Raw genomic sequence first — 26,208 nt, forward strand, 5'->3', positions numbered from 1 at the left:
TAGAGAAAATGGAAATTATTAAACTTCGACATCCTTATAAACAATCAGAAATCCCAGCTGAAAGAGTTGTACTTGTTCTCGGCTTTTTTGATGGTCTTCATCGTGGACATAAAAAGGTCATTGAAACCGGGAGAGAGCTAGCTGAAAAACATCAATTAAAATTGGCTGTTATGACATTCAATCAACATCCCTCAATTGTTTTTCAAAAAGTATTGCCAGAAAATATGCGTTATTTAACTAGCCTTGAACAAAAGGAAAAACATATGGCTGAACTAGGCGTTGATTACCTATATGAAGTAGAATTTACTTCGGATTTTGCCAATTTGCCGCCACAAAACTTTGTTGACCAATATATTGTCGACTTAAACGCTGATTATGCGGTCTCAGGGTTCGATTATACGTATGGTCCAAAAGAAATTGCGGATATCGCACATTTGCCAGGTTATGCTAAGGAACGTTTTGTAATTGTGACTGTCCCTAAAGAGGAAGAAGAAGGCCAAAAGATCAGCTCCACACGTATTCGTGAGGAAATGTCAAAAGGCAACATGGAAGAAGTAACGGACCTATTAGGGTATATCTATGAAATTGAAGGAACGGTCATTCATGGTGATGCTCGGGGACGACTATTAGGATTTCCGACAGCCAATATTAAGACAAAAAGTACCGTTCGTTTACCTGAGGAAGGTGTCTATGTCTCTGAATTAAAGGTTGGCGACACCTGGTATCCAGCGATGAGCTCTATCGGTCATAATGATACATTTGGTGCAGGTCGCGAATTAACAGTTGAAGTCTTTATTTTAGACTTTCACCGAGATATTTACGGAGAACAAGTGGCCGTACGTTGGAACCATCATTTAAGAGGACAAATTGCTTTTAATAGTGCAGAAGCATTAATTGAGCAGTTAAAACAAGATGAGTTAGATACGCGCGCTTATTTTAAGAAAAAAACTAGTAAATGAAAGTAATAAAAAGTTGAGAACTTTTGAATACCGGTAAAAGGACTTGTAATTTCGGCAAGTCCTTTTACTGTGTAATGGGTAGCAAGATTATCATTCTTTGAGAGAGAAACTGACCTCTAATCTATAACGAGAATGGCGTATGGCTATCAATCGATGTGTAGTCGCTATCTGAAAAGATGTTCTCCCAGCGTTCTGCAACAATATCGCTCCAACCACGTTACTCAGCCGATATAATTGACAAAGGCTAAGCAAAGCGTTTATTCTTTTAGTATAGAGAGAAGGAGTGTGAAAACCATGGATGAGACTGTTTTATTCAACCAAGGAAATGCAATTAATACAGATGTAGATATCAAAGCATTATACGTTGCCGCACAAATTGAAAAAGATCGAAGTGAGTTACACAAACAAATGATTATCGTTCAAGATTCAAAGAGTAAACAGTATATTCTCTTTGAAAAAGAAAAATTTGATGCACTAAGTAATCAGGAGAATTATAGCATTGTTGATTATATTTCATAGAATAAAACCATCCTAATTAAGTCTCATCATAGTGGAACGCTGATTTGGATGGTTTTTCTTTGCTTATTTTTAACCTCAGATAATTAGTTGTTTCTGCTCATTATAGTAACTTTTATAGGCTAAATAAGTGGCGATGATTGAGCCGATACTAGTGGCTGAAAGTAACATAAAGGTAACCATAATCTGGTATTTGATAGCGTGGACAGGATCGACCCCCGCAAAAATTAACCCTGACATCATACCCGGTAAGCTGACAATCCCAACTGTTTTCGCTGAATCAATCGTAGGAGACATTCCTGTACGAATACTTTGACGGAGAATAGGTAAAGAAGCTAGTTTGATATCAGCTCCTAGGGAAAGCTTCTCCAAAATTGCCTGTCTTTGATCGTGAAAGAGGCTATCAAGACTTCGATAACACAAGCCAATTGCGACCATCGAATTGCTGGCAATCATCCCACTAATCGGAATAATCTGAGAGGGAATAAACTTGATGGAGCCAGATAAAACTAAGAGACTAATCGTAACACCCGTACTACAACCGATAGCAATAAATGATAAAAGGAAGCCATTTTTGATTTGCTTGCTTCTTTTTTTGGCGTTTGCGGAAGCGTTAATAACAATGATTATGGCCATAGCGATAGTTAGTAGTTGATTGTTCACTTGAAAAATATATTTTAAAAGATAACCGACACACACTAATTGAATAATTGCACGAATGACACCTACAATAATCTCTTTCGTGAAGCCTAGTTTTTCTTTGTAGCTGATTCCTAAGGCAACGACGACCATCAGGCCAGAGAATAATAAGGAAAGATTATTAACTGCTAAGTTCATTTGTTGACCTCCATTTGGCCATTGGCAATATAAATGAGTTCATTGGCCTGTTGAATTTCTCCGCTATCGTGTGTCACGCGAAGCAAGGTGAGCCCCTGTTCTTTGTTTAAGTGTACAAGCCATTGATTCACAATTGTTTTACTTTCTTCATCTAAGCCAGTAGTGACTTCATCAAGTAAAAGAACTTCCGGTAAAAATAGGACATTTCGTAATAGGGCAATGCGTTGTTTTTCGCCGCCAGATAATTCTGTAATTTTTTTTGTTAAATAGTCTTTTGTTAGATGAACCTGTTCCAAAAGCTGGACTGCATGAGACTCATCAAAGGCTTCATTTCTGACAGTATAAGGGAATGTCAAATTATCGGAGACCGTGTTGCCAAATAAGGTCGGTTGTTGAAAACAGTAAGATACCCGTTTGCGATAGTCCTCAGGTGTAAAAGCTGTGATGGGTTGATTGTGGAACGAAATGTTCCCACTGGTTGGGCTGATGAGTGTGGCCAAAAGTTTGAGTAAGGTACTTTTTCCACCACCAGAGGGACCAGTGATTGTTAGGTTACTGCCTTTTTCAATGGATAGGGTAATATCAGAAAGAATGGTTTGATGATTGGTTTCATAACAAAGTGCGTCCGTTTGCAGTAGAGCATCCATAAATTTATCAGTCCTTTGTGAAATTGTTAGAGAATCTATTTCCAAAAATATCATAGCACAACCTGAAGAACAAGTGTGATTTTGTTAGTGAATAAAGAGGAATAGGTAGCAGCTGTTGGTCAATCTGCTTAATTGATTTGTCTAATATGTAGAAAGAAAAGCGAAAAAAGAGATTCTGTGGGAAAGCGTTTCATAGCGTGGTATGATAGATTCGTGAGTTATTTTTACAAAGGTCCAGCAAGAGACAACTGGTGTGCCTTTAGTTTCTAAAAACAAAAAAGATGGCTTTTGAGGAGGAAAATTTTATGGATACAGAAGAAATTTATAGAAGAATGCATAGTGGAGAAATATATTTTGAAAATCCCGAAACGGGAGCTGAGCAAAAGAAGTATAACGAGATTTTATATGATTTTAATCAAGTAAGACCGTCAGATGAAGAAAAAAAGCAGGAATTAATGAAAAAATTATTTGCGAGCGTTGGTGATGGCGTCTATATTGAACCGCCGCTACGAGCGAATTGGGGAGCGAATACACATTTTGGAAATGATGTGTATGCGAATTTTAATTTAACATTAGTCGATGACACGAGAATTGAGATCGGCAACCATGTGATGATTGGACCAAACGTGACGTTATCAGCAGGAACACATCCATTAGACCCTGAGCTTCGATTGAAAAAAGCACAATACAATCTTCCAATAGTGATTGGCGATAATGTTTGGATTGGCGCAGGAGTGATTGTTCTTCCAGGGATCACAATTGGTAAGAACTCAGTGATTGGTGCAGGAAGTATCGTCACAAAAGATATTCCTGAAAATGTGCTTGCTTATGGGACGCCATGTGTGGTTAAGAAGAAAATTTAAGAGTAAAAAAAACAGTACGATTCACTCAGTTGAATCGTATTGTTTTTTTTAGCTGAATCGACGGAGCAACAGTGGTCGTTGATTGTGGTTACATTTTCGACAGATTTGGCTTTGAGAAATCTGTCGATAGTTTTTCAGCGTACTTATTCAGGAAGTTTGAGAAAATTACGGCATAATAACGGTGTGAGAGAGGATTTTTTCGATGATTTTGTTAAGTGCTGTTGTGAAAAGAGGCTTTTCGACACATTTTGGCATAGAATTTGCTTTCTATTATCGATAGAACACTTATTTTATTTAAGGTAATCGAAAGAAAGGGCAGGCTAAAGAGGAATCTAGACTTCTTATCAAGAAACTTTTTGTATTTCTTGAAGCTAGACAGATTATGTCATACACTTGGCTTGTCGAATAGAATAAGAGTGAATGTTCTGTTATAGGGAGATCTTTGATAGTTTTGGAAAGAATGAGAGAAATTGAGGTGACTGACATGTCTAAACATAAAGTGAAGGAACGACTGATTATCTACACTCGAAAGCTGACGGAGATTAACGAAGAAGAGCAGCTAACAGCTGAAGCAATCGCTGAAGCTATTGGTATCGCACGCAATACAATCAGCCAGTATTTAAATGAGCTTGTTCGAGAAGGCGATGCGATAAAGGTCAAAAGCCGACCTGCCTATTTTTTTGATAAGGCGACGTTTGAGACGTTGTTCTATCCTTTGAATAAAAGTGTTTTTGAAAATTTCCAAGAGCTGAGAGCAGAGGGAAAGAAACAGAAGGAAGATCCGTTTGTTCACTATATTGGTAGTGATACCAGTATGAAACAAGTAATTGAACAAATAAAATCTTGTATTCATTATCCGCACACTGGATTACCGTTCATGCTTTATGGCGATACAGGCGTTGGGAAAAGTTTATTGGCTAAACTAACTTACGATTATTGTCAGTCCAAGCAGCTTATTGAAGAAGAAGCCAAGTTTTTTGAACTGAATTGCGCACAGTATTATCACAATCAAGAGCTTTTAAGTAGTATTTTATTTGGTTACAAAAGAGGGGCTTTTACCGGTGCACAGGAAGATCATATTGGTTTACTAGAAGCGAGTGATGGCGGTGTGTTGTTCCTTGATGAGTGTCATCGACTAGGACCAGAAAGCCAAGAAAAACTATTTACTTTTTTGGACAATGGCACATTTAGTCGTTTGGGTGAGAATAAAGTCAGACATGCGAGAGTTCGGATTATCTTTGCAACTACGGAAAATATTCAAGAATCCTTTCTACGCACATTTTTGCGAAGAATCCCTATCACTATTGGCATTCCAAGCCTAAATAATCGAACCGTTCATGAACTATCTGAATTCATCTACTCTTTCTTTATTTCTGAAGCAAAAAAATTATCACGTGATTTAGAGATTTCTTCATGGATTATCAATCGTTTGATGAGCATTAAATATGAGGATAACGTAGGGGAATTAAAAAACACAATCAAGTTTATTTGTGCCACAGCTTTTAGTAAACAAGAGCATGTCAAGGTATTACGTATCACCTCAGATTCGATTGAAAATGATCTACTTGAGAAATTCATGGCGGTAAAAGAAATCGATAGTGTCAATCGTAAACCGATGTTAGTTACCGCAGAGAGTCAAATTACCACGTTTATAAAAAAATACTCGCCAGAGATACAGGTAATCAATGATACATTTGCGCAGTTTTCAACGCTTCTTGCTTCTTATAGAGAAGGGGAAATTGCCCCGAACTTTTTGAAAACACAGCTGGCTAGAGAGGCAAATTCTGTAATAGATATTCTCGTGAATCTGGAACGAGATACACATGCACAAACGGGTATTCAGTTTTTAGCGACCACGCTAAAAGAGATGGTAACTTATGTTGAAAGCACAAGTTATGTCAGAATCAAAGGGAATTTTATTATTGCTTTAAGTCACTATTTTTATGCGAGAGGCGCTTTTTTCTCGGAGTTTCCGATTCTGCCTCAAGAACTGCTAGAAGAATTGATTAGCTTTACCAGAGAGAATCTTCAGATTGAGGAGAAGATTGTAAATGCTTTACTGGAATTGATTGAGACAAGATTAGATAGCAGTCTCTGTACAGAAGAAAAGTTATTAATTATTTACTATCTGAAGAGCTTAAATTTTGAAACCAAGCAGGCAAGTATGCGTGGGGTCATTTTATCTCATGGGTTTTCGACTGCTAGCAGTATTGCTGATGTGGTGAACCGTTTTTTGGATGCTAATATTTTTGAATCATTTGATATGCCCTTTGATGTACCCGTTGAAAAAGTTGAAGAGAAAATGATTAAGTTTGTTTCACTAAACGACTGCAAAGACGGTTTGGTGGTATTAGTTGATATGGGGTCATTATTGAAGCTTGGTGAAAAGCTTGTTGAGTACACTAATGGCCCTGTGTTAGTCATGAATAATGTGACCACTCCACTAGCTCTTTATGTAGGCGAAATGATAAAAAAAGAGGTTGATATCGAACTGATTGGTGGCAAAGTAGCAGAGATGTTACATCCTCAGTTTAATGTCAACTACCCGACTGATGAGAAGGAGCCAATGATTCTAACCGTTAGTCAAAGTGGCTTGGATGGTGCTGAACAAATCAAATCATTCCTAGATTCGTCAAAACCAGCTGGCTGTAATTTTGCGGTTGAATCAGTCGAGTTATCTTATTTGAAAAAATACGGGCAAAATAACTCAATCTTTAAACAATATGAAGTAAAAGGGATTATTGGGACGACCAATCCGCACCTAGATCAAATCAACTACCTCTCATTGGAAAGCTTGATTAGCGGCAATCAAGAAGAAATTGCGAGTCAGATTTTCGATTTCATTTCTATGGAAGAAAGAAAACAGCTGAACGATGCTTTGGTCAAAAATCTTTCTATTGATCGCCTGGTTTCAGCCATTACAATCCTTGATGTTAAAAGGGTTACAGAGTACATCGATCAGTTTATTCAAGAGCTAGAGTCGCTCTTTGAAATTGAGTTGACTAGTGGTCAGAAGGCCGTTTTATATGTGCATATTGCCGGAGTTGTCGAACGGATTATTCGAAATATGGATACATTGGAGTACTCGGTGCCAGAACAAAACTTAACAAGGAAAAAGGCGGTTTCTGAGATGGGAAATTTGATGAAGACAATCGAACAAGCCTACAATATTCTTGTGCCAGAAGCTGAACTGCAGTATTTATATGACATTGTATTTTAGAAAAAGAGAGAACCTGGGAGTGGCTATGGCAAATTGTCATGGCCATTTTTTCGACACAAATAAGGCAAATGATTAAGCGGATAAAATGCTTCATTTAGCAAAGATTTTGACTCTCGACAAAACTTGGCACGGAAATTGCTTATAGATTGATAAGGGAGTGGAAAGCTTTGGCTATTATTGCGATTGATTTAGATGGAACGCTTTTAAATGAAAAACATGAGATTTCAGCAGTGAATAAACAGGCGATTCAACAGGCCTCAAAAAAACATGTGATTGTGATTGCAACGGGTAGAAGTGTCTATTCGGCCACGGCCTATCTGCGAATGCTCGATGTAGAAGGTTATGCTGTTGCGTTAAATGGGTCAATCATCGTAACTCATCAAAAGGAAGTCCTTTATGCGAAATCCTTGGTTTTTGAAAAGGCTCTTGAAATGGCAGAAATCGGGAGAGAATTTGGTGCAAACCTCTCTATTTGTTGCTCAGACAATGTGTATCAAGTTCGTTTATCACCAGACAAAATGGCGCAGGTACAAGAGCTACAACCTGGACAAACACCTTTTATTGAGATGGCGTATGAAGAGGCTGTTCAGTTGATGAGAAGTCAGCCAATTTTAAAGGTTGGTGTGATGCACAAGGATCTTGAGATTCTGGTACGGATGAAGAAAAAAATGTCTGAAGCAGGCTTACAGGTTGTGTTTAGCGATACGCATTATATCGAGTTGATGGCAGAGGGTGTAAACAAAGGAACGGGCATCCGTTTTCTAGCTGAAAAATTACAGGTACCAGAAGAAAACAGCGTGATTGCTTTTGGGGACCAAGAAAACGATTTAGAATTATTTAAAGTAGCGACAATTAGTGTGGCGATGAGTAATGCGAAAGATTCTGTCAAAGAAAAGGCTGATTGGGTAGCCGATAACCGAGAAGCTTCTGGTGTGGGTTACACATTATTGCGTTATTTGAAAGAAGTGGAAAACAAACGATGAAAGAAGGCAAATGCATGGCAAGTAAAGTGATATTAATCTCCCATAATAAGTATGCACAAGGACTAAAACAAACGTTGGAAATGATTACTGGCGTTCATGAAAATCTATATGCATTTGGTTTGATGCCGGGAGACCATCCAGATGAGATTATAAAACAAATCGAGGGACTGATTTCTCCTGAAGAACAAATGTACATTTTAGGCGATATTGCGGGAGGAAGTGTGTGTAATGCCGCGTTAAGGCTGACCCAAAATCCGAATATCCAATTAATTGCAGGAATGAATCTACCCTTAGTCATGCAATTGGTGTTAAGCGAACCAACTTCTAAGAGTGAGTTGCTGCAGGTAATAGAAGAGGCCAAAGAAGGCTTACGACCTCTCGTTCTCGAATCAATTACGCAAAACGAGGAAGACTTTTTTTAAAAGACAAGAATAGAAAGGATAAATAAGATGGATTTAAAAACAAAGGAATGGGCACAAGGAATTTTAGAAAAATTAGATAGAAAATTAACGGTACAGGCTACACGCTTAGGAGAAAAAATCCCCTACGTTCCAGAAAACGGTCATTATCCGGATATGGGAGAAAAAGATATCATTTGGTGGACGAATGGCTTTTGGTCGGGAACTCTTTGGCAAATGTATCATGCAACAGGGAATGAACTTTACGCAAAAACGGCTGAAAAGAATGAAGCTCGACTGGATGCAGCATTTACTCAATATACAGGGTTGCATCACGATGTTGGGTTTATGTGGCTGCATACAGCAGTGGCCAATTATCGCTTAACCGAAAATGAACGCTCAAAAGCAAGAGGGTTACATGCTGCTCACTTATTAGCTGGTCGTTACAACCCTCGTGGTAAGTTTATTCGTTCATGGAACCGAGATCGTGCGGGTTGGGTGATTATTGACTCTATGTTGAATATTCCTTTACTTTATTGGGCACGCGACACCTTAGATGATCCACGTTTTGGTTTTGTAGCAGAAGATCATGCTGATACTGTGATGAATCATATTGTTCGTGAAGATGGTTCAGTTAATCATATTGGTGTATTTGACGCTTATACAGGCGAGCTTATTGATACACCCGCTGGCCAAGGTTATGCGAATGGTTCTTCGTGGAGTCGAGGGCAAGCGTGGGCGATTTATGGTTTTGCTCTAAGTTATTTGCATACGGAGAAGAAAGAATATTTAGATACTGCTAAAAAAGTGGCGCATTATTTTATTTCACAGGTTTCTAAAACGGATTGGATTCCGTTAGTTGATTTTCGTGCACCTAAAGAACCAGTAATTATTGATACATCGGCAGGTCTCTGCGCAGCCTGTGGATTTTTAGAGATTGCCAAACACGTTGGTGAATACGAAAAGGATTTCTATATTCAAGCGGCAGTGAATCTGGTTCAGGCAATAGAAAAATCTTATGCCAATTGGGATGAGACAGTCGATAGTGTGATTGATTTTTCAACAGGGGCCTATCATGACGAAGCCAATAAGCAAGTGCCGATCATTTATGCAGATTACTATTTTGTAGAGGCGATTGTTCGCTTACTAGAAAAAGACTTTATTATTTGGTAAACAAAGGAGGAAAGTCAGCGATGACAGGTGTTTCAGAACAAAAGGTTCATGCAAAAAAGTTGGCTGTTTCATTAGTGAAACAAATTGATTTATTCACAAAAAATAATCAGTTGAGCTTTGGCGTAACAGAACAAGGCCATCTATTGACTTTATATTTTGGCAAAAAAGTGGGCCAAGTAGATCTATCTTATGTCGTGACGGAGCTTGTACGAGCAAGCTATTTAGCGGATACAGACAATACAAAAAATTATAAGGTTGAACAATTACCACTGACCCTGCCAACCTTTGCAAATACAGATTTAAATACGCCAGCGCTCCATCTGTTGTATGAAGACGGCAGTCGATTGAGTAATTTTAGATATAAGAACCACTACTATTCGGAGGAAAAACCAGTGCTTGTTGGGTTACCTAGTACAAGAGAACAGGCTGGCGGAACAACACTGATCCTTGTATTAGAAGATGAGCAAACCAGTGTCCAAGTCGAGGTAATCATTCACGCCCATTTAGAGGAAGATGTTTTTACTCAATCAATTAGGGTAAAAAATATGAGCGAACAAACTGTGCACATTCAACGAATCATGAGTCTTCATTTTCCATTGTTAAGAGCAGATTTGGATAAAATCACTCTCACAGGTGCCTGGGGAAGAGAAACGCAAGTCAATAGAAGCCCACTTAGTCAAGGTCTTCAAGGGGTTCAAAGTGCACGAGGGGCATCTGGTCATGGTCAAAATCCATTTTTTTGTCTGGCGGAAAAAGAGACAGACCAAACCCATGGAAGCGTCTATGGCTTTAATCTCATCTACAGTGGCAATTTTATTGCTGAATGTGAGGTTGATATGCATCAAAATAGTCGTGTGCAGCTTGGAATAAATCCGTTTGATTTTTCATGGGTATTAACTTCTGGTGAGGTTTTTTATTCTCCAGAAGTCGTGATGGTTTATTCGGACCAAGGTTTGAACAAGATGAGTCAAATTTTTGCAGAATTTTATACGAACGCACTGGTGCCGACTTATCATGCGAAAAAGCTCCGTCCTATTCTAATCAATAATTGGGAAGCGACCTACTTCGATTTTAATAAAGCGTCTTTAATAAAGCTGGCAAAATGTGCGGCTGAAGTGGGCATTGAATTATTTGTGTTAGATGATGGCTGGTACGGGCAGCGTTCAGACGAAACCTCAAGTTTGGGCGATTGGTTCCCAAATGAAGAGAAATTAGGCGGTGCCTTCGGAGAATTAATTCAAGAGATTAATCAACTAGGCTTAGATTTTGGTCTTTGGTTTGAACCAGAAATGGTTTCTAAAAATAGTCATTTATATCGTAAACATCCAGAATGGGTCTTGCGAACACTTACCAACGAGCCACAAGAAGTTCGAAGTCAGCTAGTTCTTGATTTGACCAGAAAAGAAGTTCAAGACTACCTGATTCAAACAATTTCAGAGCTATTAACTCATCACCCGATTCGTTATGTCAAGTGGGATATGAATCGTAATTTGACTGATATCTATTCAACAGCTCTTGCCATAGAAAAACAAACGGAAGTTGCCCATCGTTATATTTTGGGTTTGTATCGTGTTTTAAACGAATTAACAAAGAACCATCCGACAGTCTTATTTGAGAGCTGCGCGGGCGGAGGTGGTCGTTTTGATCCAGGGATGCTTGCGTACACTAATCAAATTTGGACAAGCGATGAAACAGATGCTATCGCGCGACTACGAATTCAAGAGGGCAATTCTTATGTTTATCCATCGATTGCGATGAGTGGACATGTTTCTGCTGTTCCAAATCATCAAATCGGTCGGATAACGCCATTAGCGACGCGAACGGCTGTCGCTCAACAAGGAAATTTCGGTTATGAGTTAAATCTACCTGAGTTAAGTGAAGAAGAATTGGGTCAAATCAAAAAGGATATCAAAATCTATAAAAAAAATCGAGAAACTCTGCAATTAGGCAAACATACCCGATTAGAAGTTCTTGATGCTGCTAATGAGACAGCTTGGCAAAAAACATCCGATACCCAAGTGATTGTTACCCATGTTCAAATCTTAGTACAACCAAATACTGTGCCCAAACGATTAAAACTTCAGGAGCTACAGCCAGAAAAAATATATGTCGATGAGTTGGGAAATTCCTATACAGGAAATGAACTTATGTATATCGGCTTAGCTTTACCTAAACCAACGCATGATTATTTTTCAACGGTGTGGTCACTAAAAATTGAAGGGAAGTAGCCTATGTTACAACTAACATTGTGTCATTCAGGGGGAGAAATAGTTGCCTCTAGCCAAGCAGAACAGCCCTATCTAGCCTTAAAAAAATATCTCTATCAGTTAGGAGACTTTATTGAATTACACGTAGATGTCGTTCCTGGTTTTTATGTTCTCCAGTTGGACGAGGCACTGCCGGAGAGTCTGATTTATTTAACGGAAGAGACGTATCGGTATGAAGTTATTTTAGAAGAAGAACTTCGTCACGCGTATTCACCAAAACTATTTTCAGGTGAGCGACATTATCTGACCGCCAGAAGGGCATCTGTCGAAGAAATCCGGCGAAAGAAAAATCTAGCTTTGAATCCACATGATCAAAAGTCTGTGACTAACGCATTTCCACACGCGTTTGCGAATGTCGAAACACGAAATGACTCGACTTTTTTTGCAAGAAATGCTATTGACGGCATGGTTGCTAATACGAACCATGGCAGTTACCCCTTCCAGTCGTGGGGAATCAATCAGCAACAAGACGCAGAAATCACTGTTGATTTTGGCCGTGAGGTTCTAGTTGAGGAAATCGTTCTTGTGTTAAGAGGCGATTATCCTCATGATAGCTACTGGACACAGGTGACCGTTGAATTTTCTGACTCGACAGTCCGAGTGATTTATCCGACAAACGTTATAGAACGTCAACGCTTTCTTATTGAACCGAAAAAAACACGCTGGATAAAATTAAAGAATTTAGTGAAAAATGTGGATGAATCACCGTTTCCAGCTTTAACTGAGCTGGAAGTTTATGGAATTGAAAACGATAACGACAAATAATGGCACGAATTTTGCTTATAGTAAATTGTAAGCAAAATATAGAGAAGGAGAAGAGACAAATGATTTCAATGATAAGAGTCGATGACCGATTAATTCATGGTCAAGTTGCAGTAATGTGGAGTAAGGCATTAGAAATTAACCGCATTTTAGTAGTGAGTGATGAGATTGCTAAAAATGATATTCAGATTAGTGCCTTAATGATGGCTGCTCCATCAGGGGTCAAAGCCAGCGTAGTTCCGCTAGAAAAAGGAATCAAGATTTTAAATGATCCTCGTAGTGAAAAATTAAGAATTTTAGTGATTGTCAATGATCCAAAATATGTAAAAGGATTGACAGATAGTTTAACGGAAAAGGCCGTTGTCAACGTAGCCAATTACGGTCGGATTGGTGGTTCGTTAAATCACAAATCAAAATTAGCAGATTCTGTTTATTTGACCGAACAAGAGAAGGAATTATTCCATGGAGTGATTGAATCAGGAACTGAAATTATTCATCAGCCGCTCCCAAGCGATGCACGTATTTTATTAAAAGATTTATTAGGAGGAAAATAGTATGTTAACAGAAGCGTTAATCGTTGGATTTGTCATAGCTTTTGCTAAGTTTATTGATTGGTATGGGTTAGGGAATCAGTTAGCACGACCAATCATTATTGTACCATTTTTAGGTTTGATGTTGGGGCACCTAGAAGAAAGTATCGTTCTAGGGGCACAGCTTGAACTAATCTTTTTAGGAAATGTTTCTCTTGGTGGCGTGATGCCATCAGATATTACTTTAGGCGCCTTGTTTGGGGCAGCCTTCACCATGATTTTAGATTCATCGATTGAGTCTGCGATTGCTTTAGCGGTGCCTATCTCTTTATTGGGAACATTAATCTACTCAATGATGAAAATTACTGTAACAGCATTAGTTCCTCGGTTTGAAAAATTAATTGAGGAAAGAAAACTAGCTAGCTTCAATCGTTTATGGGCAGCACAAGCATTCGGCTATTTATTTATTTGGTTTTTAGTTGGCTTTTTAGCAATTTTTGTGGGTACAGACGCAGTGAAATCATTAATTGAAGCAATCCCAACATGGGTTCAATCATCGATGTCCGTTGCCGCAACAATGCTTCCAGCTGTTGGTTTGGCCCTATTATTAAAAATGTTATGGCAAAAATCTTTGGCTCCCTACTTTTTCTTAGGTTTTGGGTTAGGGGCATTCTTACTATACCAAAAAGCAACGTCTGGTACTGTGACAGATGACGCAGTCGCTATTTTATCAGAACCAACAAAGGTTTTATCTCTTGTACAAATTGCCTTCTTTGGTTTTATAATTGCCGCAATTGTTGTTATGTCAGAACTTCGATACAATAAGTTACAAAATGTAAAATCACAAAACTCTGGAACTAGTGGAGATGACTTGGAGGACTTTTTCGATGAATAGAGCGATGTTTAAACTAAGTAAATCTGAATTTAAGTTGCTTTGGAAATTATTTTGGCGGACACAATGGTTAATGTATTGTACAAGTTATACTAAACAACAAGGAACAACTTGGGCATGGGTCATGCAACCGTTCTTAGCTGATATTTATGGAAAAGAGACGGACGAGTTTTATGATGCGATGCAACGCCACTTGGATTTCTTCAATACGACACCTTTTGTGGCTGGTTTTATCGAAGCGCTTGTTTTATCTATGGAATATGAGAATAAGTATGCGATGGAACATGGAATTGAATTTGATACAACGTCAATTGCCGCAATTAAGACTGCTTTGATGGGACCGTTAGCTGGGATTGGCGATGCGATTAACTTATCTGTTTTACGAGTGGTTGCTACCGGGATTGCTTTAGGACTCTCAGCAACTGGCAATATTTTAGGTCCAATTTTGTTCTTTGTATTAATGTTTGTACCGACTGTTCTCATTCGTTGGTATGTACCTATTGTCGGCTATAAAGCAGGTGGGAAATTTATTTCTGATGCATTAAAGTCAGGCACCTTTAATGCCATTACTAAAGGGGCGACTGTATTAGGTCTGATTATGACAGGGGCGATGGTGGCGCAATTTGTTAGCTTCAAAACAACGTATGTTCATGAGTTTGAAGGCTCAACCTTTAACCTTCAATCTGTGTTTGACAGCATTTTGCCTGGTTTATTACCGCTTGCATTGACGATGATCTGTTTTGGGTATTTAAAGAAGAAAAACAAACCAGTTCGTGTTATCGTTACGCTATTTTTAGCGGCTGTTCTATTAACTGTGTTAGGAGTTACAGGCGGATAAAAGAAGATTTTGTCAAGGCTCCCGTTTATCTGTTTTGCTTAAAAAATAAGTAAGCGGGCATACACTAATGCAGATAGTTACAAATAGCCTTCAGACTCGGATGAGAGCTGGAGGCTATTTTTTAAAGTGACAGAGAAGGAGAAGAAAAATATGATAACCAACCCAATTTTACCAGGCTTTCATCCAGATGCTTCGATTGTGCAAGTCGGTGATGAGTATTATCTGGCGACTTCAACCTTTGAATGGTTGCCTGGAGTGGAGATTTATCATTCTAAGGATTTAGTTAACTGGACGGTGGTTGCTCAGCCGCTTGTTGATAAAGTGAACGTGAATTTGAGAGGAAATTATAATTCAGGAAGTATTTGGGCGCCACATTTATCCTATTCAGAGGGCCGCTTTTGGTTAATTTATACTGATGTCAAGTCGCGCACACAGTTCAAAGATACGCTGAATTATGTTATCAGCGCAAGTGAAATTACTGGTCCGTGGAGCGAGCCAGTCTTTGTAACGGCTAGTGGCTTTGATCCTGCCTTATTCCATGATGATGACGGCAGACATTATTTTATTAATATGCTCTATGATCATCGTGTGGGGCGACAAAAGTTTGCGGGACTTGTGATGCAAGAGTTCGATTGTAACGAAACAAAATTGATAGGCCAAAGACAACATTTTTTTACAGGAACGGATTTGGGCGTCTGCGAAGGACCACAGCTGATGAAAAAAGATGGTTATTATTATCTTTTATGTGCAGCTGGTGGAACGGGCTACTCACATGCAGCTACTGTTTGTAGAAGTAAAAATGTTTGGGGGCCTTATGAGGTTTCAGAATTTCATCCGTTAATGACAACCAAAGATGATCCAACTAATCCGATACAAAAAGCGGGTCATGCCTCGTTTGTGCAAGCTGGTGATGAGTGGTTTATCGTGCATATCATGGCTCGACCGCTGACACTTCAACGTGGAAGATGTCCTTTGGGGCGTGAGACTGGAATACAAAAAATTGAATGGGTCAATGAGTGGCCAAGATTGGCAAGTCGGAGATATCATCCAGATAGAATAATTGACAACCCTCGAATTTTTGCCGAGGTGCAACAACAAGCCGATTTTTCTGAACGAATTGATTTCAGCTGTGGGGAGTTACCAAAATCATTTAAAACCTTACGTCACAGTCTTGATGAGAAAATCAGCTTTGATGAGAATCCTGGCTACCTTAGAATTTACGGTGCGCAGAGCTTATCTAGTCTTCATGAACAAAGTCTGTTGGCTAGAAGATGGCAGTCAACTACATTTCGTGCAGAAACTGCGATGCGGTTTGTTCCGAACTCTTTTCAAGAAATGGCCGGGCTAATCTTATTCTACGATACAGAAAATTGGCAGTATCTATTTCTTTCTTATGATGAAGAGAAACAAGCACATTACGTTCAATTAGAGGTTTGTGACAATAATGAATGTACGTATTACTCAGATGAGGTATATTTAGAAAATAGCCAACAAGAGATTCAATTGCGAGTAGAAGTAGACCATCAACATGCACAATTCTATTATGGGCATGAAGATGAGTGGCACTTTATTGGACGAGAGACTCAAGCAGATCATTTATCAGATGACTACATTCGTGAAAAAGGGGGAATGCCGTTTACCGGTGCCTTTGTAGGAATTTGTGTACAGGATTTAGACCAACACACGAATTATGCTGATTTTAAGTATTTTTATTATGACGAGAAACATTGAGGATTAAAGAGGTGAAATGATTTAGCAAGTAAATACTGCTTATGTATGTAAAATAAATACTAATCTAAATATAGGAGAGTGAGCGCCATTGTTTGGTGAAGACACTCTCTTTTTTGTGTATCTATCAATTTTTATGGAGCCATATCTTCATGGATACAACTAAAGTCCTATAGTTATTATGACAAGATATGATAGAATGATAATTATGTTATGAATATATTTTAGAAATATTCGTAAACTATTCTTGTTTGGAGGTTGAAGAATGTATCAGAAAATCAATGAAAAAGTGAATGTAATGAAAAAGTCTCATCAGAAGTATGGCTGGGTTACTCATGTGGGTACTGCCTGTTTATTTGGACTTTCTCTTATTTTTTTACTATGGAAGGTTTCGTTTTGGAAGTATCTATTTATTGTCGCTATACTGAATCTTTTCATCAGCATTGTTCGAAAACAAAGAGTAAAAGGGAGCCGCTAAAATGGAAATCGAGGAAATGAACACAGGCTTTTTTCAAAGGTGAAGACAAGAGATGTGAAATACAGTGCTTGTTTTGTTTGTGCTATTGCGAAGTGTTTGTTTTAAAATGTTTGGATTCTTTCTGAGTTAGAGAAGAGTTTAAATAAAAAAAGTGTGAGCGTGGGATATAACTTTTTGAGTTATGGTTCAAACCTCGGAGATTTATGAGGATTTTTAAAAACAGAGTTCATGAGTTATTCTGGTGCTATCCAGAAATATTTTGAAGTTTGTAGATTTGGGTCAACCAGAAATGAGCTGTTTTTTAGTGATTAACAAAGGGAATACTCAACTGCCAACTACAAAAAAGGACATCCTCTTCAATAAAGCGGAAATCTGTCCAAATCTGTTTATGGGAGAAAGTACTTACTTCTCTATAAAAAAATTCTTAAGAAACAGATCCACCAAAAATACATAAGTCTCCTTGGTGTCAATGGTATGATTTAAGGTATCTTGTTCTGAGATGGTTAATAATAGGATAGAGAAGCTTGAAAATACTTGTTTTTGATTGATTTCTTTTCGAATCTTTAGATTAGACTCTTTAATGAGAAAAGAGAAAAGCTGTGTACTATCTAATTGGATAGCTTGTTTCTGTTCTACAGAAAGCTTGTCCAAAAAGCTTTTTAGATCATCAGAGTGACTACTTCTTAGAAAGTCATGTTCTTCATAAAGCTCGTAAAGAGTAATAAGCGCTTTTCGTAGGCCTAATACAGATGGTTCTTTTTGGATTGTTTGGCTGAGTGTTTCATGAATTTTTTGATTTATATCTAAACCGACTGCTAAGAATAAACCCTCTTTAGTGGGGAAAAGTTTGTAATAGGTGCCAATAGATATATTTGTTTCTTGACATAAGTCAGCAATACTTGTTTTTTTGTATCCTTGTTTGTGCCAAAGAGTGATGCAAGCTTTCATAAGTTGTTCTTTAATCAATCTTTTATCTTCCTCGGAAAAAACTTTAGCCCCTCGTCCCATGGCTAAGCCACCTTTCGTTTTTGGTTTATAAAACAACATAGATTAATTTTATACGCAATAAAGAAAAAATGATAGAGCTAAAATAGTATCGGTGATAAACTGTAGCTTTTTAAAGAGTTAGGGAATGTTTAGTGAAAAATTTTTATCCGTCTTATGGATATAAAAATCGAATAAACGTTGGGCACAGAAGCAACTCCATCTTCGCTGCGCTCCGCTCTCGACAACTTCTACGCAGGTCACATGCTAGAGTTGAAGGGTTGATGTTGCACAGTACCTATTTTGGTTCACGGAGTTAAACACTTCTGCCCCAACCTCAAACTAAAAAGGAGGGATAGTCTCTATGTATCAAAAAATTGAAACGATTATTCACGGATTATATAGCGGAAGTCAGCAATATGGATGGTTAAATTTTGTCACTGCAGGAATCATGATAATAGCCAGCTTGATTTTGATTCTGCAAAATAAGACAGTGATTAGGAAACGAATAGGATGGGGACTGATGATTATAGCAGGTCTTTCAATCTGTTTTACCTTATTTCAACAGCTGTAAGTTCTATTAGACCTGTCCTAGTTTTACATAAAAGTCGGTTCCACTATCCAATACAGGAGTAGTAGAACCGACTTTTGAAATGTGTTCAGGTTATTAGAAACTTATTCGTTTTTGTTGGTGGGAGTCAGAAGTTTGAAAACTTGTTGACTCACTTGTTCGATATTTTCCAAAGCGTAGTCCTTTTTCATTGCTTGATGAAGACTGACAGGTCCTCGTTGAATGGAGAAAACTCCATTGAATAAGCCATTTTCAGGAAGTTCATCATAACTACCACACAAAACAAGCGTTTTTACCTCATGTTTTTGAGCCAAGCTGGCGACACCATATGGAACTTTTCCGGCTTTGGATTGAGCATCAAATCTTCCTTCCCCAGTAATCACCCAATCGCTTTTTTTAATCTGTTCTTCAAGACCGACTAATTCTGAAATTAAAGGGAAACCCGCCTGCATTTTTGCCCCTAATAAAGCAAATGCGCCTCCTAAGCCCCCCGCGGCTCCAGCTCCGGGGAGTTGAGCTAAATCAATTGCACCTTCAGAGTGTAGCATTTCAGCAACCTGTCTAAGTTTCTCATCTAGTTGTTTAATCTCATCTTCGGTCAAGCCTTTTTGAAGACCAAAAATTTTGGCTGCACCGGTCGGACCACAATAAGGATTCTCCACGTCATTGGCGATAATGAACGTACAATCTGAATGAATGAGATTTAAAGAATCGAGTGAAATTGTCTGAGTGGTTAATAAAGGATTCTTCCAGTCGTTGGGTAATTTCTGATTGTTTGAATCTAAAAGTGTTGCGCCTAAACCTTGGAACATACCTAAGCCGCCATCAGTAGTTCCACTTCCGCCTAAAGTCACAATCACTTGTTTCATTCCACTAGTCATAATTTTGGCTAATAGAAGTCCTAGACCATAAGAACTCGCCAAATGTGCTTGTTCTTTTCGGTTGTTGGAATAATGAATGCCGATGACCTTTGCAGATTCCACAACCGCCGTCATTTTCCCATTAATAGAGGTGACTAAATACTCAGCATTTATTGGTTCACCGTATGCATTTACCGTCGCTTCTGTTCGTATGTCTCCCTGATAGGCTGCATGTAGTGCTTCAATCGTTCCTTCGCCGCCATCAGAAATCGGCACTGTATTCACATTATCTACGTATGGGGCGATGCCGACTTTTATAGCTTGAGCCAGCTCTTCTGATGTCGCGCATTCTTTAAAAGAATCAATGGCGATGGTCACATTCATGTTGAAAACCTCCTAAAGTTTGATCCAGACAGATTGATAACAGTTTGTTTCCTTATCTCTTGATAATAGCTTACTTAACCGAATTCTTCAATTAATGGCAATATGCTCATAGAGACTGAAACTAGTTCATTTATTATTGGGAAATTGGATGACCTAAAAAACAACCAATTGGCTGTTTTCGCTTAAGCGTATTTGAGTATAATTGAAAACAAGGAGTGTGAGGAGATGACAAAGACGATTTTGACAATTGCCGGCTCAGATACGCTTGCTGGTGGAGGACTACAATCTGATATAAAAACATTTGAAAACTATCATATCTTTGGTGTAACAGCTATTACTTGTCTTGCGACGGTTGATAAAGAGGGGTTCCAAATTTATGATTTGCCAGCTTCATTATTTAAAAGTCAACTTTCTACTATTAAAGAAGCAATGGAATTATCTGCCATTAAGATTGGCTTGATTCATCAACTAGAATCAGTCGCAGCTGTAAAAGATTTTATTACTGATTTTGACGGGCCAGTCGTATTAGATCCTGTTTTAGCTTTTAAAGAGGGCGAATCCATTTATCATAAAAATTATAGAGAAGCACTGATTCAATTATTTCCTTATGCCACAATTATAACGCCTAACTTAAAAGAAGCTGAGTTATTGTGTGAGATGAAAATCACTACTTTAGCAGATATGGAGCAGGCTGCGCGTAAGTTAATCGCTATGGGGGCTAAGGCAGTCGTGATTAAAGGCGGTCAAAGGTTGACAGGTGAGGAGGCCGCCGACGTATATTTTGATGAAAATGAGTTTACGATTTTGACGAATCCTAAATTGACAACTTCAACAGTTAATGGAGCAGGCTGCTCATTTGCCTCAGCGATTACTGCGAATCTTGTCTTAGGGAATCAATTATTTGTTTCGGTTCAACGAAGTAAAGCTTTTGTTTTTGAGGCAATCAAGAACGGTTTTCTATTAAAAAACGGTGAAGGGAATGTCTGGTTTGGGCGTTCAGTAGAGGAGGTAGAACATGAAGACGCGTGACTTAACAAAACTAGCGATGATGGTGGCAATAACTGTTTCGGTATCACTTATGTTTATTTTTCCTGTTCCGCAAACGAAAGGTTTTGTAACTTTATGTGAAGTGGGGATTTACACCTCCGCTTTATTATTTGGTCCAACAGGTGGGTTATTTGTCGGCGCGTTGAGTGGTGGCTTGATTGACTTGATTTCTGGTTATCCTGAATGGGCAATCTTTTCTGTGGTCATTCACGGCATTCAAGGATGGCTTCTCGGATACTTTATGACGAAGTATCCGAATAAAAAAGGCGTGTTTTCCGGATTTGTCTTGGCTAGTCTTTGGATGATCGCAGGCTATGCTCTTGCAACGAGTTTATTATACACTTGGCCGGCTGGATTAGCCTCTTTGCCAGGGAATCTGATTCAGAATATCTTTGGGATAGTTGTAACGATTCCTTTGTACCAAGCATTACAAAAGATACTTAAGCAACCACAATTTAAATAAAAGGAGTTTGAATGATTATGGAAAAATTTAAATTACAAAATGACTTAACAATCATTATGAATGATGTACTTAAAGAAGCCAACTTGAGATATGGCGATGTGTTTGTATTAGGTTGTACAACCAGTGAAATTGTCGGTGGAACGATTGGCAAATCTTCTAGTCAAGAGGTGGGGCAGTGGGTAGTAGAAACGTTGAAATCCATTCTTGATCCATTGGGGATTTTTCTTGGTGTTCAAGGATGTGAACATATTAATCGTGCAGTCGTGGTTGAGCGGACGCTCGCAGAAAAGAAAGACTGGGAGATTGTCTCGGTCAAGCCAGCGCTGCATGCAGGCGGCTCTTGTTCGGTCGCAGCATTTGAACAATTTCAAGATCCGGTCGAAGTGGAACATATTGTGGCACAAGCAGGAATTGATGTTGGAGATACCTCAATTGGTATGCATGTCAAATATGTACAAGTACCAGTCCGTCCATCGATAAAAGAATTGGGTGGCGCACACGTGACAGCTCTCAGAAGTCGCCCAAAATATATTGGTGGACCAAGAGCAACTTATTAACCGCAACAATTATCTGTATAAGCATGGATATCTTTTTGATTTACCAATATTCTATAGTAAAATTTGAGTGTAAATAGATTCGAAAGGTGGAATCATGTCAGAAGAAGAATTTATGCGGTACTTAAAATTAGCTTTACAAAACCTCGGTAGTACAAAGGCCCTACAATATAATGTAGAAATGGAAATTCGTCGATTGATTAAACTATATACACCAGACGAAGTTTCTGAAAAGATTAAAAAGTAAGTGTACTCATGTCTTTTGGGGCAAGTAGAGGATGGTTTAGTCAAAGTTTTGAAAGGATCGGCAATCGATTCAAAAGCAAATTAGTAAATGGTGCGGATGTGAAGTGAACATAAAATCACTGGGACATCCGCACCAATTTTTCAAGAAGATTGAAGAGAAATAAACTCTTTTTCTAATCAGCGGTTAATGTTATACTGAACAAAAGGTGAATAAGGGAAAGTACGTTCGTAATATCTACCTTAATTCACAGTCTCGTTCTGATGTAGAACGAGTGGATTGAAATCTCCGCGTCCTTTTGACAGTCAGCAAAGATGTACTCGTCTCGTTCTGATGTAGAACGAGTGGATTGAAATTAATCAGCTTTTTTTATAATCTTTTTTTTATATGTCTCGTTCTGATGTAGAACGAGTGGATTAAAATCGCCCAGTCTATTGTGTCAACGACTAGCGTTTTGGTCTCGTTCTGATGTAGAACGAGTGGATTGAAATACGTTTTAGTTCTTCGTTTTCTTGTTGCAATTGTTCGTCTCGTTCTGATGTAGAACGAGTGGATTGAAATATTGAAATAAAGGATAGTAAATTTGCTGTTTTTGTCTCGTTCTGATGTAGAACGAGTGGATTGAAATAGTAAGAACTGAATCAATCTCTTTAGAACTCATCGTCTCGTTCTGATGTAGAACGAGTGGATTGAAATTGTGCTGGAACAAAATAATTGTTTTGGTATTGTGGTCTCGTTCTAATGTAGAACGAGTAGATCAAAGCAAGATAAAAATTTTTATACATGAAAACCTGTAAAATAGTCGGTGAAGAGCATTCATTGAAATTTACAGGTTTTTTTAAGTACCTAACCTTCAAATTGAATTTTGCTCCATCATAATTTTTTAACTAAGGGACAAATCAAAAAAATTAAAAATAGCACTTGACTTAAAGTGAACTCTAAGGAGTAAACTACTATTGTTACTATGAAGGAGGAATTTTATGTTATTGGAGAAAATAAATAGTCCAGAAGATATTAAAAAGTTAAATAAAACCGAGTTACAGCAGCTAGTTGATGAAGCTAGAACAGCTTTATTGGGAAAAATTAGTCAGCATGGAGGACATAACGGCCCAAATTTGGGTGTAGTGGAAATGACAGTGGCGTTACATTATGTTTTTAACTCGCCAGTCGATAAACTGATTTTTGATGTTTCACACCAGTCTTATGTGCACAAAATGTTAACAGGTCGTGCCGAGGCGTTTTTGAAAGAAAATCATTACGATGATGTGTCAGGATACACAAATCCAAAAGAGAGCGATCATGATCTGTTTACAGTGGGGCATACTTCAACGTCACTATCTTTAGCTAACGGCGTAGCAAAAGCCAGAGACCTGAAAGAGGAAACAAGTAATGTAATTGCTGTGATTGGCGATGGTTCACTATCAGGTGGTTTAGCTTACGAGGGATTAAATAATATTTCTGAGCAGGGGACAAATACAATTGTCATCGTGAATGATAATGATCAGTCTATTGCAGAAAATTTTGGTGGGATTTATAAGAATCTAAGGGGACTGAGAGAAACTAAAGGGCAAGCTTCGGATAATTTTTTCAAAGCATTAGGATTTCATTATGAATACCTAGATGAAGGCAACGATTTGCAAGCGTTGATTGAGTTGTTCACTAAAGTCAAGGATTCGACTGAACCAGTTGTTCTCCATATCCATACGATTAAAGGCAGAGGGTTTTCTTTTGCGGAAGAGAATCGCGAGAAATTTCACGCAGGTGGACCGTTTAGTCTGGAGACTGGCGAGTATATTTCTACTGGTAATCAATTGGAAACCTATCAACAATTAACAACAGAATTTCTATTAGATAAAATGGCGCAGGACCCTACTGTTGTGGCCGTTAATGCAGGGGTGCCAATGCTCTTATTTAATGAGGAGCAACGCAAACAAGCAGGTCAACAATTTGTAGATGTTGGAATTGCTGAAGAACAAGCAGCGACGATGTTAGCAGGGTTAGCTAAGAATGGTGCTAAGCCAGTTTGGGCAGTATTCTCAACTTTTATGCAACGAAGTTATGACCAGATTTCGCATGATTTAGCGTTAAATCATTTACCAGGAACAATTTTGGTCTATGGTGCTTCAGCAAGTGGTATGAATGATGAAAGCCACATAGGGATATTTGACATTCCTTTCTTAAGTCACATTCCGAATCTTGTTTATCTTGCGCCGGCATCGAAGGAAGAGTATTTGGCGTTACTAGAGTGGTCTATTGAACAAACCGAGTATCCGGTAGCAATTCGTGTGCCAGTGGGACCCGTTCAAGCAGCTCAGCTTTTAGAAAAAATAGATAGGCAAGAGGTCTTTAAAAATCAAATAATACAAAAAGGCGAAAAGATAGCGATTTTTGGGTTAGGGAACTTACAATCTTTGGCACAAGAAGTCGCAAAACAATTAGAAAATTCGTATCAAGTACATCCGACAGTTGTTAATCCACGAGTAATCTCACAGTTAGATACTGCGCTGTTAGATGATTTGGCGAAGACGCATCAATTGGTTGTGACATTAGAGGATGGTATTCTAGAAGGTGGTTATGGCCAAACAATTGCTAGCTATTTCGGTAATACAACTATAAATGTTCAAAATTATGGCTTGGATAAGGCCTTTCACGATCGTTATGACGCAAAAGAGTTATTTGCTGCAAATCATTTGACCGTTGAAGCAATTTGTCAGGGGATATCAGAAAAGTTCAAGGGGTAATCTGAATCCTACTATGTCTCGTTCTGATGTAGACAGAATAGATTGAAACGTATAGAGCTTTTTCTTTTTATTGACTTAAAGCGGACTCTAAGAGGTATAATTAGAAGAAGGTAGAAATAAATTCGAGTTTATCGGAGTTGGTTTATTCTAGAAGGGAAAGTTGGATATGAATATTTCAGAAGCGGCAAAAATATATGAGATGACACCTGCGACCTTGCGTTACTATGAAAAGGAAGGGCTGATTCCTCCTGTAACAAGAAACAATGCAGGCATTCGGGATTATCAAGAGGAGGATCTCAACTGGATTGATTTCATCAAATGTATGAGAGATTCAGGCTTGTCGATTGAATCCTTGTCAAAATATTCTGCTTTATATCAAGAAGGTGACCAGACCTTGAATGAGCGAAAGAACATCTTAATTAAGGAATACGAGAGCTTGTTAGAAAAGCAGGCAATGATGAACAAGACAATTAAAAAATTGGAGTCAAAGCTTGCAATGTATGATAGGCAAATTCAAGAAATAGAACAGTCAGTTGGGTTTACAAATTAATAAACATAGCTACTTAGCAAAAAGGGCTTCTACATTAATAATTAATAACAGTCAAGAAGTGGTTGGTAAGAATCTGTCTTACCAACCACTTCTTGTGTTATAGAAATAAGTCCTTTATACTAGAAAGATACGCCGTGTGGGAAGGGGAAAGTAAAAATAAAAATTTTTAAATACATAGTTGTAGGTGTTTTGACAACCGTTGTCTATTTTGTTGTTCGATTTACTGCAAGTTCTTTGACTACTTCTGCAATGATTCCAGTGATAGGTGCTCAGATTGTTGCGATTCTGTTTGCTTTTTTTACCAATAAATTTTTTGTTTTTCAAAATAGTCGTGTTTCGTTTAGAGAGCTTTTGAGTCAATTTGTCCTATTTGTTTCTGGTCGATTGCTGACTTTTTTCTTGGATGTCGTTATTACCTATATTGCGATTGAGACCTATGCAGTCTTTTTTATTCGTCTCTTAAGATTAGAGACTATTGATTATTCTGCGCCATTATTTAGTAATCAGTTTTTAACTTTATATATTGGCTCTCCTGAACGGTTGAATGAGTTCTTTTTTGTATTACTAATTCAAGCCCTAGGGATTCTTTTGAATTATTTTATTTCAAATAATCTGGTCTTTAAGACGAACAGAGCTGTACCTAAGAAGGACGCTATCTAAAAACTCAGCCTTAGGTAGGATGTAAGAAAAAGAATGAAAGGCGTATACTAGTTTAAGTA

General features: G+C 38.2%; 26 protein-coding genes. 22 read left to right on the top strand and 4 right to left on the bottom strand.

What is annotated here, in order from left to right; all coding sequences use genetic code 11:
* Positions 1-8: 8 nt before the first annotated feature.
* Both ribF and IGI37_RS06680 read left to right on the top strand, forming a co-directional pair.
* Entirely contained in the window at positions 9-959 is a 951-nt protein-coding gene (ribF, locus tag IGI37_RS06675) for a riboflavin biosynthesis protein RibF (RefSeq protein ID WP_438760717.1), read from the top strand.
* 294 nt (positions 960-1,253) lie between these two features.
* On the top strand, positions 1,254-1,478 hold the full coding sequence (locus tag IGI37_RS06680; protein ID WP_438760719.1) for a hypothetical protein: 225 nt from the start codon (positions 1,254-1,256) through the stop codon (positions 1,476-1,478).
* Between the two features lie 75 nt (positions 1,479-1,553).
* Here the strand turns inward: IGI37_RS06680 and IGI37_RS06685 are convergent, their stop codons facing one another.
* Complete coding sequence (locus tag IGI37_RS06685) at positions 1,554-2,312, bottom strand: ABC transporter permease (protein ID WP_438760722.1); 759 nt, start codon at positions 2,310-2,312, stop codon at positions 1,554-1,556.
* Positions 2,309-2,959 (bottom strand): ABC transporter ATP-binding protein, encoded by a 651-nt coding sequence (locus tag IGI37_RS06690; RefSeq protein WP_438760725.1) that lies wholly within the window; start codon positions 2,957-2,959, stop codon positions 2,309-2,311. Before IGI37_RS06690 ends, IGI37_RS06685 begins: the two co-directional genes overlap by 4 nt.
* Positions 2,960-3,264: 305 nt before the next feature.
* On the opposite strand from IGI37_RS06690, the gene IGI37_RS06695 reads away from it, so the two are divergent.
* The 12 genes from IGI37_RS06695 (at position 3,265) to IGI37_RS06750 (ending at position 17,091) form a co-directional block, all read left to right on the top strand.
* Complete coding sequence (locus IGI37_RS06695) at positions 3,265-3,822, top strand: sugar O-acetyltransferase (RefSeq protein WP_438760727.1); 558 nt, start codon at positions 3,265-3,267, stop codon at positions 3,820-3,822.
* Between the two features lie 484 nt (positions 3,823-4,306).
* Positions 4,307-7,042, top strand: coding sequence for a sigma 54-interacting transcriptional regulator (locus IGI37_RS06700; protein WP_438760729.1), 2,736 nt, complete (start codon positions 4,307-4,309; stop codon positions 7,040-7,042).
* Positions 7,043-7,209: 167 nt separating this feature from the next.
* Positions 7,210-8,025: a Cof-type HAD-IIB family hydrolase gene (locus IGI37_RS06705; RefSeq protein ID WP_438760736.1), complete on the top strand. Its 816-nt coding sequence runs from the start codon at positions 7,210-7,212 to the stop codon at positions 8,023-8,025.
* A 14-nt stretch (positions 8,026-8,039) separates the two neighbouring features.
* Positions 8,040-8,447: a PTS sugar transporter subunit IIA gene (locus tag IGI37_RS06710; RefSeq protein ID WP_438760739.1), complete on the top strand. Its 408-nt coding sequence runs from the start codon at positions 8,040-8,042 to the stop codon at positions 8,445-8,447.
* 27 nt (positions 8,448-8,474) lie between these two features.
* Positions 8,475-9,596: a glycoside hydrolase family 88 protein gene (locus IGI37_RS06715; protein WP_438760741.1), complete on the top strand. Its 1,122-nt coding sequence runs from the start codon at positions 8,475-8,477 to the stop codon at positions 9,594-9,596.
* Between the two features lie 20 nt (positions 9,597-9,616).
* Positions 9,617-11,824: an alpha-galactosidase gene (locus IGI37_RS06720; RefSeq protein WP_438760744.1), complete on the top strand. Its 2,208-nt coding sequence runs from the start codon at positions 9,617-9,619 to the stop codon at positions 11,822-11,824.
* Between the two features lie 3 nt (positions 11,825-11,827).
* A complete protein-coding gene (locus IGI37_RS06725) occupies positions 11,828-12,628 on the top strand; it encodes a discoidin domain-containing protein (protein WP_438760746.1) in 801 nt (266 codons plus the stop codon).
* 59 nt (positions 12,629-12,687) lie between these two features.
* The gene (locus IGI37_RS06730; protein ID WP_438760749.1) at positions 12,688-13,179 is read left to right on the top strand and encodes a PTS system mannose/fructose/N-acetylgalactosamine-transporter subunit IIB; all 492 of its coding nucleotides are present in this window, start codon (positions 12,688-12,690) and stop codon (positions 13,177-13,179) included.
* Between the two features lies 1 nt (position 13,180).
* Positions 13,181-14,050 (top strand): PTS mannose/fructose/sorbose/N-acetylgalactosamine transporter subunit IIC, encoded by an 870-nt coding sequence (locus tag IGI37_RS06735; protein ID WP_438760751.1) that lies wholly within the window; start codon positions 13,181-13,183, stop codon positions 14,048-14,050.
* A complete protein-coding gene (locus IGI37_RS06740) occupies positions 14,043-14,885 on the top strand; it encodes a PTS system mannose/fructose/sorbose family transporter subunit IID (protein ID WP_438760754.1) in 843 nt (280 codons plus the stop codon). The genes IGI37_RS06735 and IGI37_RS06740 overlap by 8 nt, the downstream gene beginning before the upstream one ends.
* A 150-nt stretch (positions 14,886-15,035) precedes the next feature.
* On the top strand, positions 15,036-16,616 hold the full coding sequence (locus IGI37_RS06745; protein WP_438760757.1) for a glycoside hydrolase family 43 protein: 1,581 nt from the start codon (positions 15,036-15,038) through the stop codon (positions 16,614-16,616).
* A gap of 262 nt (positions 16,617-16,878) precedes the next feature.
* Positions 16,879-17,091: a hypothetical protein gene (locus tag IGI37_RS06750; RefSeq protein WP_438760760.1), complete on the top strand. Its 213-nt coding sequence runs from the start codon at positions 16,879-16,881 to the stop codon at positions 17,089-17,091.
* Between the two features lie 402 nt (positions 17,092-17,493).
* Here IGI37_RS06750 and IGI37_RS06755 read toward each other — a convergent pair whose 3' ends face one another.
* Entirely contained in the window at positions 17,494-18,057 is a 564-nt protein-coding gene (locus tag IGI37_RS06755; protein WP_438760763.1) for a TetR/AcrR family transcriptional regulator, read from the bottom strand.
* Between the two features lie 382 nt (positions 18,058-18,439).
* Between IGI37_RS06755 and IGI37_RS06760 the strand changes: the two genes are divergently transcribed.
* Positions 18,440-18,649: a hypothetical protein gene (locus IGI37_RS06760; RefSeq protein ID WP_438760764.1), complete on the top strand. Its 210-nt coding sequence runs from the start codon at positions 18,440-18,442 to the stop codon at positions 18,647-18,649.
* 101 nt (positions 18,650-18,750) lie between these two features.
* Here the strand turns inward: IGI37_RS06760 and IGI37_RS06765 are convergent, their stop codons facing one another.
* Complete coding sequence (locus tag IGI37_RS06765; RefSeq protein WP_438760766.1) at positions 18,751-19,890, bottom strand: glycerate kinase family protein; 1,140 nt, start codon at positions 19,888-19,890, stop codon at positions 18,751-18,753.
* A gap of 225 nt (positions 19,891-20,115) precedes the next feature.
* On the opposite strand from IGI37_RS06765, the gene IGI37_RS06770 reads away from it, so the two are divergent.
* The 7 genes from IGI37_RS06770 to IGI37_RS06800 all read left to right on the top strand — a co-directional run bounded on the left by IGI37_RS06770 (position 20,116) and on the right by IGI37_RS06800 (position 26,149).
* Positions 20,116-20,919, top strand: a complete 804-nt coding sequence (locus IGI37_RS06770) for a bifunctional hydroxymethylpyrimidine kinase/phosphomethylpyrimidine kinase (protein WP_438760767.1) — start codon at positions 20,116-20,118, stop codon at positions 20,917-20,919.
* Positions 20,906-21,400, top strand: coding sequence for an ECF transporter S component (locus tag IGI37_RS06775; protein ID WP_438760768.1), 495 nt, complete (start codon positions 20,906-20,908; stop codon positions 21,398-21,400). The genes IGI37_RS06770 and IGI37_RS06775 overlap by 14 nt, the downstream gene beginning before the upstream one ends.
* A gap of 17 nt (positions 21,401-21,417) precedes the next feature.
* Complete coding sequence (locus IGI37_RS06780) at positions 21,418-21,957, top strand: TIGR01440 family protein (RefSeq protein ID WP_438760769.1); 540 nt, start codon at positions 21,418-21,420, stop codon at positions 21,955-21,957.
* A 112-nt stretch (positions 21,958-22,069) separates the two neighbouring features.
* Positions 22,070-22,201, top strand: coding sequence for a hypothetical protein (locus IGI37_RS06785; protein ID WP_438760770.1), 132 nt, complete (start codon positions 22,070-22,072; stop codon positions 22,199-22,201).
* A 977-nt stretch (positions 22,202-23,178) separates the two neighbouring features.
* Positions 23,179-24,939 carry a 1-deoxy-D-xylulose-5-phosphate synthase gene (locus IGI37_RS06790; protein ID WP_438760772.1) on the top strand — a complete coding sequence of 587 codons (1,761 nt, stop codon included), beginning with the start codon at positions 23,179-23,181 and terminating at the stop codon, positions 24,937-24,939.
* A 166-nt stretch (positions 24,940-25,105) separates the two neighbouring features.
* Complete coding sequence (locus IGI37_RS06795; protein ID WP_438760774.1) at positions 25,106-25,489, top strand: MerR family transcriptional regulator; 384 nt, start codon at positions 25,106-25,108, stop codon at positions 25,487-25,489.
* A 174-nt stretch (positions 25,490-25,663) separates the two neighbouring features.
* Positions 25,664-26,149 carry a GtrA family protein gene (locus IGI37_RS06800; protein ID WP_438763606.1) on the top strand — a complete coding sequence of 162 codons (486 nt, stop codon included), beginning with the start codon at positions 25,664-25,666 and terminating at the stop codon, positions 26,147-26,149.
* The last annotated feature ends 59 nt before the right edge of the window (positions 26,150-26,208 follow it).

It is taken from the genome of Enterococcus sp. AZ194 (assembly GCF_051713825.1).
Taxonomy (GTDB): Bacteria; Bacillota; Bacilli; order Lactobacillales; family Enterococcaceae; genus Enterococcus_K.

Excerpts from the sequence above, each read along its gene's own strand:
- IGI37_RS06780 (WP_438760769.1), top strand. The coding sequence starts at position 21,418 with ATGGAAAAATTTAAATTACAAAATGACTTAACAATCATTATGAATGAT.
- IGI37_RS06750 (WP_438760760.1), top strand. The coding sequence starts at position 16,879 with ATGTATCAGAAAATCAATGAAAAAGTGAATGTAATGAAAAAGTCTCAT.
- IGI37_RS06715 (WP_438760741.1), top strand. The coding sequence starts at position 8,475 with ATGGATTTAAAAACAAAGGAATGGGCACAAGGAATTTTAGAAAAATTA.
- IGI37_RS06745 (WP_438760757.1), top strand. The coding sequence starts at position 15,036 with ATGATAACCAACCCAATTTTACCAGGCTTTCATCCAGATGCTTCGATT.
- IGI37_RS06760 (WP_438760764.1), top strand. The coding sequence starts at position 18,440 with ATGTATCAAAAAATTGAAACGATTATTCACGGATTATATAGCGGAAGT.
- IGI37_RS06735 (WP_438760751.1), top strand. The coding sequence starts at position 13,181 with ATGTTAACAGAAGCGTTAATCGTTGGATTTGTCATAGCTTTTGCTAAG.
- IGI37_RS06720 (WP_438760744.1), top strand. The coding sequence starts at position 9,617 with ATGACAGGTGTTTCAGAACAAAAGGTTCATGCAAAAAAGTTGGCTGTT.
- IGI37_RS06770 (WP_438760767.1), top strand. The coding sequence starts at position 20,116 with ATGACAAAGACGATTTTGACAATTGCCGGCTCAGATACGCTTGCTGGT.
- IGI37_RS06765 (WP_438760766.1), bottom strand. The coding sequence starts at position 19,890 with ATGAATGTGACCATCGCCATTGATTCTTTTAAAGAATGCGCGACATCA.
- IGI37_RS06775 (WP_438760768.1), top strand. The coding sequence starts at position 20,906 with ATGAAGACGCGTGACTTAACAAAACTAGCGATGATGGTGGCAATAACT.
- IGI37_RS06710 (WP_438760739.1), top strand. The coding sequence starts at position 8,040 with ATGGCAAGTAAAGTGATATTAATCTCCCATAATAAGTATGCACAAGGA.
- IGI37_RS06695 (WP_438760727.1), top strand. The coding sequence starts at position 3,265 with ATGGATACAGAAGAAATTTATAGAAGAATGCATAGTGGAGAAATATAT.
- IGI37_RS06730 (WP_438760749.1), top strand. The coding sequence starts at position 12,688 with ATGATTTCAATGATAAGAGTCGATGACCGATTAATTCATGGTCAAGTT.
- IGI37_RS06690 (WP_438760725.1), bottom strand. The coding sequence starts at position 2,959 with ATGGATGCTCTACTGCAAACGGACGCACTTTGTTATGAAACCAATCAT.
- ribF (WP_438760717.1), top strand. The coding sequence starts at position 9 with ATGGAAATTATTAAACTTCGACATCCTTATAAACAATCAGAAATCCCA.
- IGI37_RS06685 (WP_438760722.1), bottom strand. The coding sequence starts at position 2,312 with ATGAACTTAGCAGTTAATAATCTTTCCTTATTATTCTCTGGCCTGATG.
- IGI37_RS06680 (WP_438760719.1), top strand. The coding sequence starts at position 1,254 with ATGGATGAGACTGTTTTATTCAACCAAGGAAATGCAATTAATACAGAT.
- IGI37_RS06740 (WP_438760754.1), top strand. The coding sequence starts at position 14,043 with ATGAATAGAGCGATGTTTAAACTAAGTAAATCTGAATTTAAGTTGCTT.
- IGI37_RS06700 (WP_438760729.1), top strand. The coding sequence starts at position 4,307 with ATGTCTAAACATAAAGTGAAGGAACGACTGATTATCTACACTCGAAAG.
- IGI37_RS06795 (WP_438760774.1), top strand. The coding sequence starts at position 25,106 with ATGAATATTTCAGAAGCGGCAAAAATATATGAGATGACACCTGCGACC.
- IGI37_RS06785 (WP_438760770.1), top strand. The coding sequence starts at position 22,070 with ATGCGGTACTTAAAATTAGCTTTACAAAACCTCGGTAGTACAAAGGCC.
- IGI37_RS06725 (WP_438760746.1), top strand. The coding sequence starts at position 11,828 with ATGTTACAACTAACATTGTGTCATTCAGGGGGAGAAATAGTTGCCTCT.
- IGI37_RS06790 (WP_438760772.1), top strand. The coding sequence starts at position 23,179 with ATGTTATTGGAGAAAATAAATAGTCCAGAAGATATTAAAAAGTTAAAT.